Here is a 14573-nt window from a genome sequence, read left to right on the forward strand (position 1 = left end):
AGCCCATGGGGTTCGAGGTTGAGAACAGATTTAGCTTGTCCACCCCGAATCAGCTAGAAATGCGTTTATGGCCGTTTGCGTTGACTAGGCTGGGGCAAAGAATTCCAGCGTCTGATTGTGCAGGCGGAAACGAACGGGGGCACCGTGCATAAAGGCCGTACATTGGTTACGGGAGGTGCGGGCTTTATCGGATCGCACCTCTGCGAACAGCTTCTGGCTCGCGGAAATGAAGTTCTGTGCGTCGATAATTTCTACACCGGAACGCGAAAGAATGTTCAGCACCTGCTGGCCAATCCGCGCTTTGAACTGATGCGGCACGACGTCTGTTTTCCGCTCTATGTCGAAGTCGACCAGATTTATAATCTCGCCTGTCCGGCCTCGCCGGTTCATTATCAATTTGATCCGGTTCAAACGACGAAGACGAGCGTTCACGGCGCGATCAACATGCTCGGCTTGGCGAAGCGCGTGAAGGCCAAAATCCTGCAGGCATCGACATCGGAAGTCTATGGCGACCCGACGGTTCACCCTCAGCCTGAGAGCTACTGGGGCAATATCAACCCGATCGGTCCACGCTCATGCTATGATGAGGGTAAGCGTTGCGCCGAAACTCTCTTCTTCGATTACCGCCGGCAGCATAACCTGAATATCAAGGTGGCCCGCATTTTCAATACATACGGCCCCCGCATGCATCCGAACGATGGACGCGTCGTCTCCAATTTTGTGATGCAAGCCCTTGGAAACGATGACATCACCATCTATGGGGATGGAAACCAAACGCGCTCATTTTGCTATGTCGACGACTTGGTGGATGGGCTGATCAGGCTCATGGAAACGCCCGATGACATTACCGGGCCGATCAACCTCGGCAATCCGGGCGAGTTTACGATCCGTCAGCTCGCGGAAACAATCATTGAGCTGACGGGATCGTCGTCGAGGCTCGTCTCGCGTCCATTGCCGCAGGACGATCCCCGTCAGAGGCAACCCGATCTGGGCCGGGCCAATAGCATCTTGGGATGGCAGCCGACCACCAGGCTTCGAGACGGCTTGGCGCTTGTCATCGATTATTTCCGTTCTTTGCAGGCAGAGGAATTACCGTCCAAACCGCTGATGAAGATCGTTTCGAATTGCGCTTGAGAAAAAGATCGCAGCAACCCTCTGCAAGCGGCACGCTCAATTTGTTCCGGTCATGATACGGCGGTCCGCAAGGCTGCCATCTGGTCGGATGTCATGCCGGCGATCTGATCCGGCGTGAAAGCGCCGATCTGATTTCCATTCAACGCCTCGATCTCCGTCGTCGTCAGAGCGCTGATCGCCGTCGCCGACAAGGCGGCGATTTGCGTCGTCGTAAAGCCGCTCATCTGCACGCCGTTGAATGCGGACAATACCGATGCTGGCAGGTTGTTGAGCTGCTGAGTCGTCAGACCGCTGACCTGCGTCGCGGTGAGCGTATTGAATTGGGTCGCGGAAAGTGATTCCAGATCCGTCGTCGTCATATTCATGATCTGAGTCGTGGCAAGCTCCGAGATCTGCGTCGGCGTCAAAGCTTGGATTTGTGCGGCCGACAAGGCTCTGAGCTGAAGCCGCAACAGCCCGCCGATCTGATTGGAGCTTAACTCAGAGATCTCCGTCGTTGTCATGGCACCGGTCTGGTCGGCCGTCAGCGCTGCGATCTGCGTTGCACGCAAACCAGAAAATTGCGTGCTGGTCATGCCGGCGATCTGCGTGTCCGTCAGGCCTCCGACCCCGGTGGTCGACAGAGACCCTATCTGCGTCGCAGTCAGGGCCGCGAACTGCGTTGACGTCAGTGCCGAGACTTGCGTGCCGGTCAGACCGCTCACCTCGGTGGTGGACAACAACGCCATCTGCGCCGACGTCAAAGCAGAAAACTGCGTGGCGGTCAGCGCCGCGACGCCGCTTGCCGACAGACTGGCGAACTGCGTCGTCGTCAGGTCTGCTATATCGCTTGTGGTCATCCCCGCGATCGCCGTCGTCGAGAGCGCCGCCATTTGCGGCGCGGTCAGGGCCGCGAGCTGCGTCGCGCTCAGCATTTCGATTTGGGCCGCGCTCAGGCCGCTGATGCCGCTGGTGGACAGCGCATTGATCTGCGTCGCGCTCAAGGCTCCGAGCTGCGTGCTGTTCAAGATCGCGGTGTCGGCGGAGGTCAAGCCGCTGATCTCTGTCGCGGTCAGAGCCGCCAATTGCGTCGTCGTCAGGCTTCCAAACTGGGTTATGTTCAGCGCGCTGATCTCGGTAGAAGTCAAGCTCTGCAGCTGAGTGCTGCTGAGTGCAGCAAGCCGGTCGGTCGTCAATCCGCCGATCGCCGTCGTGGACAGCGCCGCCATTTGCGTCGCCGTGAGAGCCGCGAACTGGGTCGCCGTCAGCGCTTCAATTTGCGTGTCTGCCAGGCCGCTGATCCCGGCTGATGACAGAGCGGCCACTTGCGTCGCCGACAGAGCTGCCAACTGCGTCACCGTCAGCGCGTCGACCTGGGTCGCCGTCAGTCCGCTGAGCTCCGTCGCCGATAGAAGCGCCGCTTGCGCCGTCGTCAAACTCGCGATTTGCGTCGCCGACAAAGCCGCCACGCCGGTCGTCGACATGCTGGCGAACTGGGTCGTGCTCAGGGCCGCGAGCTCGGTGCTGTTCAAGCCGGAGATCGCGGTCGCGGACAATGCCCCGATCTGGGTCGCCGTAATGCTCGCGAGCTGGGTGGCGTTCAATTCACTGATTTGCGTCGCGGTCAATCCGGCGATCGCCGCGGTGGTCAAAGCTTTCACCGCGCTGGTTGTGAGCGATGCGATCTGCGTCTGGTTCAACTCACCGAGCTGAGCGGATGTCAGGCCTTGAATCTGCGTCGTGTTGAGCGCCGCGATTTCCGTTGTGTTCAGCACATCGATTTGGGTGAGCGATAAAGCGCCGATTTGCGCGGCTGTCAGTGCGGCGAGCTGGGTCGTGTTCAAACTGGCGATTTGGGTCTGGGTCAGACCGCTGATCCCGGACGTGGAAAAGGCCGCGATCTGCGCATTCGTCAAAGCGTTGAATTGGGTTGACGTCAATGCCGCTGCCTGTGTCGCCGACAGACCGGCGATCTCGCTGGCCGTCATCGCCGCGATCTGCGTCGTAGAGAGGGTATTGACCTGCGTGACGGTCATTGCCGCGACTTGCGTTGACGTCAATCCGCGGACCTGAGTCGTCGTCAAAGCCGACAGTTCGGTCGCCGTCATGCTGGAGATTGCGCTGGTGGAAAGCCCCGACAACTGCGTCGACCGGAGATTGCTCAACTGATCGGCAGTCAGCGCTGTGACCTGGGTCCCCGTCAATGCGCCCATCTGCGCAGCGGTCAAGGCCGTGATTTGCGTCGTGCTCAGCCCGGCGATTTCGCTACTGGATAGACCGCTGAGCGCCGTAGTTGAGAGGGCTGCGATCTGGGTCGCCTGGAAAGCGTTGAGTTGGGCCGGTGTCAATACGGAAGTCTGCGTGCTGGTCAGACCGCCGATCTCGGCGGTGGTCATTGCCGCGATTTGCGTCGCAGAGAGGGTGCCGATCTGCGTAATGGTCAGCGCGCCAAGTTGCGTTGCCGTCAGGCCGCGCACCTGTGTCGTGGTGAGGGCGGCAAGTTCGGTCGCCGTCATCCCCGAGATTGCGCTCGTTGAGAGCCCTGACAATTGTGTCGATCGGAGATTGCTCAACTGGTCGGCGGTCAAGGCCGTGACTTGAGAAGCCGTCAAGGCTCCCATCTGCGCGGCGGTCAGAGCTGCGAGTTGTGCCGTGGTCAGAGCCGCGATATCGGTGCTGGACAGACCGCTGATCCCCGTAGCCGAGAGGGCGGCGATCTGCGTCGCGCCCAGCGCTCCAAGCTGAGTTGCATTCAGCGCCGCTACCTGCGTGTCGGCAAAGGCGTTCATCTGCGTCGTGGTCAAAGCGGCGATCTGTACCGTGTTCAGAGCCGCGATATCGCTATTGGATAGACCGCTGATGCCGTTCGTGGACAGAGCTGCTATTTGTGTCGCGGCCAAGGCCGCGAGCTGCGCCGTCGTCAAGGCTCCGACCTGCCCTGCGGTCAGTCCGCCGATGCCGGTGGCCGATAAGACTGCAATCTGTGACGTGGTCAGAGCCGCCAGCTGGCTTTCACTGAGGTCATCCGTTTGCGTTGCTGCCAGAGCGGCGATCTGTGTCGTGTTCAAAGCGGCGATTTCGGTATTGGTCAGACCGCTGATTCCGGTGGCGGAGAGGGCAGCGATTTGCGTTGCCTGAAGCGCGTTGAGACCCGTTGTTGTCAGCGCTTCAACCTGCGTATCGACGAAGGCTTTCACCTGCGTCGTGGTCAGCGCACCAATCTGCGTTGCGTTCAAAGCCGCGATCTCGGAATTGGACAGACCGCCGATGCCGGTGACGGAAAAGGCCGCGATCTGCGTTGCGCCCAAAGCTCCAAGCTGCGCGATCGTCAATGCCGCGACCTGCGTATCGAGCAGACCGCTGATTCCGGTGGTCGACAAGCCCGCGATCTGTGTCGTGGTCAAAGCCGCGAGCTGGTCCTGGTTAAGCGCTTTTGTTTGCGTCGCGATCAGAGCTGCGATCTGCGTCGTGGTCAAAGCAGCTATATCGGCATCGGAGAGGCCGCTGATTCCACTCGTGGAAAGGGACCCGATTTGCGTTGCGGTCAAACCGGCAAGCTGAGTCGCGTTCAGCGCGGCGACCTGAGTATCGGCGAGCGCCCTCACTTGCGCAGGCGTAAGAGCCACGATCTGCGCCATGTTCAAAGCGGCGATATCGACGCTTGATAGGCCGCTGATGCCGCTGGTGGACAGCGCGGTAATCTGCGTCGCAGCAAGGGCTCCAAGCTGCTGAGTCGTCAGAGCTGCGATCTGCGTGTCGATCAGACCGTTGAGTCCGCCGGTGGACAGTGCCGCGGCCTGTGTCACCGACAGTGCCGCGAGCTGATTGGCGGTAAACGCATGTGTTTGCGTCGCGGTCAGAGCCGCGATCTGCGCCGTGTTCAAAGCGGCAATATCGGCGCTGGACAGGCCGCTGATGCCCGTAGCGGAGAGAGCTGCGATCTGGGTCGCCTGAAGGCTGCCGAGTTGGGTCACGCTCAGAGCCGCGACCTGCGTATCGACGAAAGCATTCGCCTGCGTCGTCATCAGTGCCGCGATCTGAGTCGTACTCAGAGCCTCGAGTTGCGCAGTATTGAGCGACTTGATCTGGAGAGCTGTCAGGCCGTGCACCTGCGTCGTTGTCAGACTTGCGACCTGATCCGCGCTCAAGCCACTGACCTGGGCCGTACTCAAGGCGCCGACTTCGGTTGCGGTCAGAGCCGCGAACTGATCCGAAGAGAGATTGCCGAAGGCCGTAGTGCTGAGACCGGCGATCTGAACGGCCGTTAAATTTGTGACATTCAGCGACTGAATCTGGGTTGCCGTCATATTGGTAAGCTGCGTCGCCGTCAGACCATGGACTTCCGTCGCTGTCAGAGACGCAAGCTGCGTGGTGGTGAGATTGGCGAAGGTCGTCACCGTCATCGCGGCGATTTGAGCCGCCGTCAGGCCATTGGTTTGAGTCTGCGTAAAGGCCTGGATCTCGTCCGCGGACAGGCCGTTGAGCGAAGTCGTGCTGAGCGCCCCGATTTCGGTCGCCGTCAGAGCGGCGAGCTGGCCCGAGGAAAGATTGCCGAAGGCCGTGGTGCTGAGACCCGTGATCTGGGCGGCCGTTAAATTGGTGACATTGAGCGCCTGGATCTCCGTCGGCGTCATGTTGGTGAGCTGCGTCGCCGTCAGGCCATGCATTTGCGTCGCGGTGAGCGCAGCAAGCTGGCCAGTGGTGAGATTGCCAAGCGTCGTCACCGTCATGGCGGCGATTTGCGCCGCTGTCAGGCCATTGGCCTGGGTCTGCGTTAAAGCCTGGAGTTCAATTGCCGACAGGCTGTTAAGGGCGGTCGTGTTGAGCGCCCCAATATTGGTCGACGTCAGAGCGGCGAGCTGATCCGAGGACAGATTGTCCAACGCCGTGCTGCTGAGACCGACGATCTGGCCGAGCGACAGGTTTGTGACGTTGACGGCCTGAATTTCGGCCGGAGTCATATTGGTGAGCTGCGTCGCCGTCAGACCATGCACCTGCGTCGCCGTCAGAGCGGCGAGCTGGTTAGTGGCGAGATTGCCGAGCGTCGTCACCGTCATGGCAGCGATTTGCGGCGCCGTCAGGCCATTGGCCTGCGTTTGCGTCAAAGCCTGGATCTCGGTCGCCGACAGGCTATTGATAGAGGTCGTGCTGAGCGCCCCGACTTCAGTCGCGGTCAGAGCGGCGAGCTGATCCGTGGACAGATTGCCGAAGGCTGTGCTGCTGAGACCCGTGATCTGGGCTGCCGTCAGGCCCGTAATATTAAGCGCCTGGATCTCCATTGGCGTCATATTGGTGAGCTGCGTCGCCGTCAGGCCACGCATTTGCGTCGCGGTGAGCGCGGCGAGCTGACCGGTGGTGAGATTGCCAAGCGTCGTTGCTGTCATGCCGGCAATCTGCGCCGCCGTCAGGCCAATGGCTTGCGTTTGCGTCAACGCCTGGAGCTCGGTCGCCGACAGGCTGTTGAGCGAAGTCGTGCTGAGCGCCCCGACCTCAGTCGCGGTCAGAGCGCCGAGCTGATCCGAGGACAGATTGCTGAAGGCCGTGCTGCTGAGACCGGCGATCTGGGCCGCCGTCAGGCCGGTAACATTGAGCGCTTGGATCTCGGCCGGAGTCATATTGGTGAGCTGCGTCGCCGTCAGGCCATGTATCTGCGTCGCGGTGAGCGCTGCGAGCTGGCCGGTGGTGAGATTGCCAAGCGTCGTTAAGCTCATGCCGGCAATCTGCGCCGCGGTCAGGCCATTGGCTTGCGTTTGCGTCAAGGCCTGGAGTTCGGTCGCCGGGAGGCTGTTGAGCGCGGTCGTGCTGAGCGCGCCGATTTCAGTCGCCGTTAGGGCCGCAAGCTGATCCGAGGACAGATTGTCCAATGCCGTGGCGCTGAGATTGACGAACTGGCCGAACCACAGGTTTGTGACGTTGACGGCCTGGATCTCGGCCGGAGTCATATTGGAGAGCTGCGTCGCCGTCAGGCCTCGTGCCTGCGTCGTGGTGAGCGCGGCAAGCTGGTCAGTGGTGAGATTGCCCAGCGTCGTCGAGGTCATGCCGGCAATCTGCGCGAAGGTCAGACCATTGGCTTGCGTTTGCGTAAAAGCCTGGAGCTCGGTCGCCGACAAGCTGTTGATAGAGGTCGTGCTGAGCGCCCCGATTTCGGTCGCTGTCAGGGCCGCAAACTGATCCGAGGACAGATTGCCCAAGGCCGTGGTGCTGAGACTGGCGATCTGGGCTGGCATCAGGCTGGTAATATTGAGCGCCTGAATCTCCGTTGGCGTCATATTGGTGAGCTGCGTCGCCGTCAGGCCATGCATCTGCGTCGCAGTGAGCGCGGCGAGTTGGTCAGTCGTGAGATTGCCGAGGGTCGTTACCGTCATGGCAGCGATTTGCGCCGCCGTCAGGCCATTGGTTTGAGTCTGCGTGAAGGCCTGGAGTGCGGCCGCCGACAGACTATTGAGCGATGTCGTGCTCAAGGCAGCGACTTCGGGCGCCGTTAGGGCCGCAAGCTGATCCGAAGACAGATTGCCGAAGGCTGTGGTGCTGAGACCGGAGATCTGGGCCCCCGTCAGGCCGGTAATATTGAGTGCCTGGATCTCGGCCGGAGTCATGCCGGTGAGCTGCGTCGCCGTCAGGCCATGCATCTGCGTCGCAGTGAGCGCCGCGAGCTGGTCGGTGGTGAGATTGCCAAGCGTCGTTAAGGTCATGCCGGCAATCTGCGCCGCGGTCAGGCCATTGGCTTGGGTTTGCGTCAAGGCCTGGAGTTCGGTCGCCGGCAGGCTGTTGAGCGACGTCGTGCTCAAGACACCTATTTCCGTCGATGTCAGAGCCGCGAGCTGATCCGGGGAAAGATTGTCCAATGCTGTGGCGCTGAGACCGGCGATCTGTGCCGCCGTCAGGCTGGTAATATCAAGCGCCTGGATCTCCGTCGCCGTCATATTGGTGAACTGTGTCGCGGTCAGACCGCGAACCTGCGTCGTCGTCAGTGACGCAAGCTGCGTCGCCCCCAAATTGTCGATTTCCGTGGCGTTTAATTTTGCCACCTGCGCGGCTGACAAATCTCCCGTCGGGAGCACCATGATCTGCCATATCGACATCGAGTTAAGCTGCGTCGCAGACAGACCCTGCACTTGGGTCGCCGTTAAAGCGCCAAGCTGCGTATTGGTCAGATTGGCGAGCGCCGTCGTTGACAGGCTGCCGATCTGGGCAGGCGTCAGCGCATTCAACTGGGAGGTTCCTAAGCCCTGAAGCTCCGTCGCGGTCAGGTCGTTGAGCTGTGTCGCCGTGAGAAAGCTGATCTGTCCTGTCGTAAGAGCGCCTGTTTCGCCGGCAGCGAGTATTTCGAACTGCGACAGGTTCAGTCCGCGCAATGTTGCGCCGGGCAGGGCTGAGATCTGCGTCGGCGAGAAGGCTTGCAGATCCTCCGGGCTCATTTCATTGAGTTCAGTCGCAGTGAGCGCCGCCACCTGCGTCGTACTGAACGACTCGATGTCGGTGGTGGAAAGCTGCTGGATTGCAGTCGAGGTCAGACGGGCAATCTGGGCCGGGGAAAGAGAAGCGATGTTAGATGACATGCAAAGTGGCTCTGTCTCGGTGTCTCTCTCGGACCGGCTGCGCAGAATGGCAGACGGGAGGCTGCCTTTAGTGAATGCTCACGGGAGGCACGAAATCCCGCCCGTTCAATCCCGAAGGCCAGGGCGCTGACAAAGAGGGTCAGATGCGAATTCTCCTCCGCCCCCCAAGTTGATACCAACTGGCTTGCGTGAGCCTAGCTTGCGCACGTCATCGGAGTGTCTTTTTCGACGATTTTTCAAGAATGGCTTCGGCCTGCATCCACGCCGGCAAGACATCTCCAGAAATTGAGGACCGTCGTCTCCCCAGCCCTGAGTTCAGCGTTGACAGCCGTCGAGCCTTATCCCAGCCTCCTCTTCAAAAAATTTGAGTCGAAACAGGGAAGTGCCAATTGGAAGCTGCCCCGGAATTATTCAATCGTTCTGTCAGACTGATAATGTCGCGACAGATGCCGGCCGGTGAACTTTTCTCGATATGCGCGACGCTGAAGGCGATGTATCAGGGAAAGCTTGCCTGCGATCTCTATAAAACTTGGATTGCCTATAATGGCGAAAATGAACTCATTCATATCGTCTACTTCAATTATGGGACCGCTCTGAACGACGCTGGCGACCGCACAGGCGCGATCAATGCCTTTCGTGAATGCATCAGGCTGAAACCCGACTTCTATCCTCCATACATTAATCTAGGACGCGTGCTCGAAGATATCGGCCTCGCCGGAGATGCCGTCAGTCAGTGGCTGAAGCTTGTAAACGACCTGCCTATGATCAACGGCACGGCCGTCATGCACAAGCTGGTCGCGCTGCATCAGATTGGGCGCGTCCTCGAAAACAACTTCAACGATGAAGCGGCAGAGGATGCGCTGAAACAATCTCTCGAGATTAGTTTGGATCAGGAAGAGATCATTCAGCATTGGATCGCCTTGCGGCAACGCGGATGCAAATGGCCGGTCGTTTCCGGATGGGAAAACGTCAAGAAAGAGCGATTGATCGCGGCAATATCGCCATTGTCATTGGCCAACCTGACCGACGATCCGATGTTCTTGTTGGCGAAGGCCTATCTATACAACAAGCAATCGATCGGCCTTTGTCCCTCGCCCAGGTCGAGCCTCTCGCCGGCCGATACCGCGAAGCGTCGACACGAAAGGCTGCGGATCGGCTATGTCTCTTCCGACATGCGTGAACATGCGGTTGGCTTCGCCATGACCGACGTCGTGGAGGTTCATGACCGGGCGCGCTTCGAGATATTCGTCTATTATTGCGGTATCAAGCGCGTCGATTCGACCCAGCAGAGAATCAAGACTGCCGCCGATCATTGGCTCGACATCAACGATCTGACCGATGAGCAGGCGGCACAGAAAATCGCCGATGACGAGATAGATATTCTCATCGATTTGAATGGCTATACCAAGTCTGCGCGAACCCGGGTCTTTTGCATGCGGCCCGCGCCGGTCGCGGTGAATTGGTTTGGCTATCCTGGGTCTATGGGCAGTCCGTATCACCACTATATCGTCGCCGATCCCTATGTCATCCCGCCGGACCAGGAACTTTATTATTCGGAAAAGGTCGTTCGATTGCCCTGCTATCAGCCGAACGACCGCAAGAGAGTGGTCGCGGAGCATCGCCCGTCACGTCAGGACGCGGGGCTTCCTGATGACGCTTTCGTCTATTGCTGTCTGAATGGCATGCAGAAACTGACGTCGCTGACATTTCGGCGATGGATGAATATCCTCAGTCAGGTTCCGGGAAGCGTATTGTGGCTTCTGGCTGGAACGAGCGATACAAATGAGCGCTTGCGGCGCCTCGCGGTCAGCCAGGGGATAGAATCCAATCGGCTCATCTTCGCGGAAAAGATGGCCAACCCGCACCATTTGGCGCGTTATCCCTTGGCCGATCTTTTCCTCGATAATCTGCCTTATGGCGCTCATACCACGGCGGCGGACGCTCTTTGGATGGGCGTGCCCATCGTGACCTTACCCGGCCGCAGCTTCGCTTCGCGCGTATGCGCGAGTGTCGTCCATGCCGCGGGCATTGGCGAGTTGGTCTGCGCGAGCCCCGATGATTATGTCGCGCGCGCCGTCGAACTCGGGCGCGATCGCGCTAAATGTGCGGCGATTAGAAAGAAGCTCGTTTCGGAGCGCGATACATGCTTGCTCTTCGATACGCCCCTCCTCGTTTCTCACCTCGAGAAACTCTACATGCAAATGTGGACGGACTTCGAGGCCGGCGCATTGCCGGCTCCGGACTTGAGCAATCTCGATATCTATCACGATGTCGCTTTGGATTTGGATCTCGAAAAGACCGAGCTGCTGACGGACGACGAATACCGCAGGCTTTATCGCGAAAAGCTCACTCACTGGCATAGCACCTATCCCATCAAGCCCGACGATCGTTTGTGGCAGTCGCCTGCCTGACGAGATGACAATTGCCAAGAGACGAGTTGTTTTGAGCTATCGGGATTTGGATTTATGATAATATTTGTCAGGCTTTTCGTTGCGAGGCTAAGGATGAGAAAAGCGATCGTGATCGCCGCCGCCCTCTTGGCCGCATCGATGCCAGCCGCCGCCGCTCAGGAGCGCCCGCCTCTATTGGTCGAATCGCCTTGCGGCTGGTTCGCGAAGACAGCGCCCTATATTTGGAGCACGAACCATATCATCAGAATAGACACATGGGGCGTCGTTGCCGGCCAGCTTTGGTTCGGACCAGGCAAGTATAGGCTCGATGACGGTACGGACGCCTACGAGTTCGTCGAGCGCAAATGCGGTCACGGAGCGGTGCCGGACCCGCTCTATCGCAGTGCAATGCCTTTGCCCTTCGGCCTTCTGCCCTGGTACCAATGAGGCGGCCGGCCTTGGCCGCCGCCTCTCAGTCTCACAGTTGAACGGACAGCTGACCCGGCGCCTTATAGCCGGAGTCGAAGATCGTTTCGAGAATGATCTTCAAGTTCTTATTCGGCACTACGCCGATGATTCTGAAGACCGGCAAGCCGCTTAAGCCGCCACTTTCAAGAAACAATTCCACGAGCACACTTGGTGCGCGTTCTTTTTCGGAATCGCTGGATTGAGACGTGCCCTGTAGGGACATTCGCACCCGCATCGGTCTTTTTTCTGTGTAATCGAAGACCTTACCCGTGGGACGAAACCTGCTCCAAGCTTCCCTGATCTTGCATTCCGTAATGTCCGGCATCCTAACCCCCGTTTGGATGAGCCGTCACAGAGTCTACGCTATATTTCAAATTTGTTAACACTTGTGAACGCATCCGCATCACATTGTGATCGTTCGTCCATCAGTGCGTATGCCTCTACCGTCTTTTTGCTGGGCACAGAGGCAATATCAAAAAGCCATTTCATCAAGCACTTTCGAAACGATCCCATCTTCGCAGGTGATTCGGCCACCCCAGGCACCGCCGATGGCGGGTAAATCGGGGTTGTCACAGAAATTCGGACAAGACAGACTAGGCTATATCCGCCACGCGACGGCTGACGCGATTTTTCGAGTGCGCCGCGCATAAATTCGCAAATGAATTTCGATTTAGGGGCATTCATGTCGGATTTTGATCGATTTTCCGGTTCGCCCCCGGCCGAAGATGCCTCCGACCCCATTACCGATGCCGCGCTGCAAGAGGTCCTCAAGACCGTTCCGCAAGGTGCGCTCGCCTTAGCGGGAGCAGCCATGAGCCTCCTGGTGCTGGCCTGGCTCGCCGTCTATGTCTTCATCTTCCTGGCGCGGGGACCGATCAGCTAATGGCTCCCGTTACGAACGAGCAGGATCTCCAGAAGACCGAATTTCGCTGGGCCATGGCGGTCGTCGGCGCGGTGACGATCATCTTCGCCGTCATCGGTGTCACGAGCTTCGTCATGACGTTGCATCCGCCGAGCCATGTCGAGGTGATCGACCCCGCGACGGTGAGCCAGAGCAAGGAATTCGCCGAAAGCAATCTCGGCACCAGCGTCGATCCCGACGGCTCGGCGACGGTGCGCATCGTCGCGACGCAATTCGCCTTCGTGCCGCGCTGCATTCCCGTGCCTCAAGGCAAGCCGGTGACAATCCGCATCACCAGCCCGGATGTCATCCATGGCTTTCTGATCGCCGGCACGAATGCGAATACGATGGTCGTGCCGGGCTATGTGGCGGAGGTCCGCACCGTCTTTAAGACGGCGGGCGATCACCTGATGCCGTGCCACGAATATTGCGGCCTCGGCCATAGCGAGATGTGGGCCGTCGTCCGCGTCATCCCGCAAGCCCAATGGCAAAACGACAGTGATGGAAGGGCTCGATGTGACATATCGCGCTGATAGGCTCATCCTCGCCCACTTCGGAATAGCCTTCGCGGCATTCGTGCTCGCCATCGTTCTTGGTGCCTGGCAGATGACGGTGCGAAGCGGGCTTGAACCTGCCTTCACATCGCCCGAGGCCTATTTCGCGTCGGTCACCGCGCATGGCACGATCATGGGCTATGTGATGCCCACGCTCTTCATCATGGGCTTCGGCTATTTCGTCTCCGTCACCACGCTCGAGCGGCCGCTGCCCAGCATGCGCCTCGCATGGGCCGGTTTCTGGCTCGTCATTGTCGGCGTGCTCATGGCGCTGCCGGCCGTCTTCGCCGGCAAAGCCACCGTCCTCTACACTTTCTATCCGCCGCTGAGCGGCAGCATCTTTTATTATCTCGGCCTCGTGCTCGTCGTGGTCGGCTCATGGGTATGGGTCGGTCTGATGATCTGGGCGATGGCGGGTTGGAAGAAGGATAATCCCGGCAAGCCGGTTCCCCTCGCCATGTACGGCAATGTCGCGAACGCCTTTCTATGGCTGTGGACCACGGCCGGCGTCGCGGTCGAACTTCTGTTTCAGGTCATTCCGGCTTCGCTCGGCTGGACGCAGACCATCGATGTCGGCCTCGCCCGCACATTATTTGCCTGGACCTTGCACCCGATCGTCTACTTCTGGCTGCTGCCCGCCTATATCACCTTCTACACGATCGCGCCGCGCGCCGCCGGCGGGCGGCTCTATAGCGATATGATGGGACGTCTCAGCTTCTTGCTGTTGGTGCTGTATTCGTTGCCCGTCGGCATGCACCATCTGTTCATGGATCCAGAGCACGGCACCGGCTTCAAATTTCTGCAGATGATGCTGACGGTGCTCGTCACCGTGCCGACCTTGCTGACGATCTTCACCATCGGCGCATCGATGGAAATCGCCGGACGGCTGCGCGGCGGCAAGGGTCTTTTCGGCTGGATCGGCGCGCTTCCTTGGGACCGGCCGATGGTGCTCGCGACCGGCTTGAGCTTCGTTCTGCTCGGTTTCGGCGGTTTCGGCGGTATCATCAACATGTCCTACGGCATGAACGCCATGATCCACAATACGTCCTGGGTCACGGCGCATTTTCATCTGATCTACGGCGGGACGGTGGTGATCATGTATTTCGCCATCGCCTATGAATTCTGGCCGAAACTCCTCGGGCGCGAGGCTTTGGCTCTCAAACCGATCCGCCTCCAACTTTGGATGTGGGCCATCGGAATGATCGTGACGACATTTCCCTGGCACATCCTCGGTCTCGAAGGCCAGCCGCGCCGCGTCGCGACCTTCGACTATACCAATCCGATGATCGCCTATTGGCAGCATTGGACCATCGTCTCGATGATCGGCGGTTATATTCTGCTGACCTCCGGACTTTTGTTCGTGTGGAACCTCCTGACGCTCTATCGAGGCGCCCTGGCCGACCGCCGGATGTACTACGCGGTCGCCGTCTATCCGCCGCATCGCGTGCCAAGCGCGCTCAACGGATTTGCTTTGTGCAACGGGCTGGTGCTGTTCTTGATGCTCATGGCCTATGGCTATCCGATTGCGCAGTTCTTCTTCATCAAGGACTATCCTGCGCTCGTCCATCGCGTCGATCTTGGGAACTGA

The 14573-nt window shown here is 59.3% G+C and carries 8 protein-coding genes; 6 read left to right on the forward strand and 2 right to left on the reverse strand.

The features are described from left to right. The first annotated feature begins 144 nt into the window (after nucleotides 1-144). Nucleotides 145-1134, forward strand: coding sequence for a UDP-glucuronic acid decarboxylase family protein (locus A3OQ_RS0120650; protein ID WP_051116147.1), 990 nt, complete (start codon nucleotides 145-147; stop codon nucleotides 1132-1134). A 50-nt stretch (nucleotides 1135-1184) separates the two neighbouring features. On the opposite strand, the gene A3OQ_RS23235 is transcribed toward A3OQ_RS0120650, so the two are convergent. Continuing rightward, on the reverse strand, nucleotides 1185-8672 hold the full coding sequence (locus A3OQ_RS23235; protein WP_020177353.1) for a hypothetical protein: 7488 nt from the start codon (nucleotides 8670-8672) through the stop codon (nucleotides 1185-1187). 434 nt (nucleotides 8673-9106) lie between these two features. Here A3OQ_RS23235 and A3OQ_RS0120660 point away from each other — a divergent pair, with 434 nt between their 5' ends. Continuing rightward, a complete protein-coding gene (locus tag A3OQ_RS0120660; RefSeq protein ID WP_200860015.1) occupies nucleotides 9107-11083 on the forward strand; it encodes an O-linked N-acetylglucosamine transferase, SPINDLY family protein in 1977 nt (658 codons plus the stop codon). Between the two features lie 93 nt (nucleotides 11084-11176). Continuing rightward, a complete protein-coding gene (locus A3OQ_RS0120665; protein ID WP_020177355.1) occupies nucleotides 11177-11509 on the forward strand; it encodes a hypothetical protein in 333 nt (110 codons plus the stop codon). Nucleotides 11510-11540: 31 nt separating this feature from the next. Here A3OQ_RS0120665 and A3OQ_RS24575 read toward each other — a convergent pair whose 3' ends face one another. After that, nucleotides 11541-11855: a hypothetical protein gene (locus A3OQ_RS24575; RefSeq protein ID WP_152428552.1), complete on the reverse strand. Its 315-nt coding sequence runs from the start codon at nucleotides 11853-11855 to the stop codon at nucleotides 11541-11543. Nucleotides 11856-12212: 357 nt separating this feature from the next. On the opposite strand from A3OQ_RS24575, the gene A3OQ_RS0120675 reads away from it, so the two are divergent. From A3OQ_RS0120675 to A3OQ_RS0120685, 3 genes are read left to right on the forward strand one after another with little or no spacing between them, the layout of a single operon-like run. Beyond that, entirely contained in the window at nucleotides 12213-12413 is a 201-nt protein-coding gene (locus tag A3OQ_RS0120675; protein ID WP_026596072.1) for a hypothetical protein, read from the forward strand. Further along, nucleotides 12413-12964: a cupredoxin domain-containing protein gene (locus A3OQ_RS0120680; protein WP_020177358.1), complete on the forward strand. Its 552-nt coding sequence runs from the start codon at nucleotides 12413-12415 to the stop codon at nucleotides 12962-12964. The genes A3OQ_RS0120675 and A3OQ_RS0120680 overlap by 1 nt, the downstream gene beginning before the upstream one ends. After that, nucleotides 12933-14573, forward strand: a complete 1641-nt coding sequence (locus tag A3OQ_RS0120685) for a cbb3-type cytochrome c oxidase subunit I (protein WP_020177359.1) — start codon at nucleotides 12933-12935, stop codon at nucleotides 14571-14573. The genes A3OQ_RS0120680 and A3OQ_RS0120685 overlap by 32 nt, the downstream gene beginning before the upstream one ends.

The sequence above is a fragment of the Methyloferula stellata AR4 genome (assembly GCF_000385335.1).
GTDB classification, from domain to species: domain Bacteria; phylum Pseudomonadota; class Alphaproteobacteria; order Rhizobiales; family Beijerinckiaceae; genus Methyloferula; species Methyloferula stellata.